The sequence below is a fragment of the Marinomonas aquiplantarum genome (assembly GCF_003314975.1).
GTDB classification, from domain to species: Bacteria; Pseudomonadota; Gammaproteobacteria; order Pseudomonadales; family Marinomonadaceae; genus Marinomonas; species Marinomonas aquiplantarum.
Map to the genome: position 1 here is coordinate 1 of NZ_QNRF01000026.1, position 1,331 is coordinate 1,331.

General features: G+C 38.7%; 1 protein-coding gene. It reads right to left on the reverse strand.

All coding sequences use genetic code 11. From position 1 onward, the window contains the following. Positions 1-249: 249 nt before the first annotated feature. The gene (locus DFP76_RS18005; protein ID WP_113875934.1) at positions 250-1,269 is read right to left on the reverse strand and encodes an IS110 family RNA-guided transposase; all 1,020 of its coding nucleotides are present in this window, start codon (positions 1,267-1,269) and stop codon (positions 250-252) included. Positions 1,270-1,331 lie beyond the last annotated feature (62 nt).

Sequence of the window (1,331 nt, forward strand, 5' to 3'; positions counted from 1 at the left end):
TAACATCTATGGACACTCCGATTTTTGCAAGCAAAATCAAGCTTTAACAAGAGTAGTTTTGCAGCCATCTATTCGGATTTTTTACGAGATATTAATTGTCTCTATCCCTGATGAACTCCGCTGACTTGGTTCTAATCATTTTGGCGTTTTCAAACAAACGATGTTAGTCCCAGAATTTCCAAGTCACGGTCTTACCTATCGTGTCATCACTCTTTTTTACTAAGCAAAACTTGGTGTATCACTTCTTATTTAAACGGTTTGAGCTTTATACTTTTGATCTCGTGCAAGAACTGCCCAAACAACTCGTACTAATTTATTCGCTAACGCAACAATCACTTTGTTCTTGTGCATTCTTGATTGCAAACTCATAACCCATTCGTAATAAGGTTTTCCCGGTTTCAAATGCCTTATAACCGCTCTGGCTCCATGAATAAACATTCGCCTTAAATACGAGTCCCCTCGTTTACTTATACCTAACAATAACGATTTACCACCACTTGAATGTTGACTCGGTACTAGGCCTAACCAAGCTGATAACTGTCGACCTGATGAAAATTCCTTTGCATCTCCAACACTCGCAACTAAGGCTGAAGACGTCAAGCGCCCAACACCAGGAATTTCTCTAATTGCTTGGCACTGCTGACTTTCTTGGCTAGCACCATCTATTTGGTCATCTAAACTTTCAATGTAGTTTTCTAAATCTATCAACCGTAATTGCATCGACTTAACATGCCCACACAGAATCTTAGGTAAACTCTCTTCGATTAAAGAAAAGTCTTCTCTAAACCATATACGTAACCGATATCTTCCTGTTGGAATACTCGCACCAAACTCTTGTAAACTCGCTCTAATTCGATTGATCAAAGCGGTTCTCTCTTTCACTACCCCGTCACGCTCTCGGTGAAGTAAAAGTAAAGCTTGTTGCTCTTCGCTTTTAACAGATACGAAGCGCATATTGGGTCGACTTACCGCTTCACAAATAGCCTCGGCATCAGCTGCATCATTCTTATTGGTTTTCACATAAGGTTTTACATATTGTGGCGGCATCAGCTTAACGGCATGCCCCAACTTTTTTATTTCCCTTGCCCAATAATGAGCACTTCCGCACGCTTCCATTCCTATTAAACAAGGCTCTATATTACTTAAAAAACGAAGAACTTGATTTCGGCGTAATAGTTTATTAATAATCTTTTTGCCTGTTTTATCAAAAGCACATAACTGAAAAACTGACTTCGCTAAATCAATACCAATCGTATGAATAGTTTTCATGATTTTTCTCCTTTTTAAACTGACCTAATCAGTATAGAAGGGAGTGTCCATTTCATTATTTT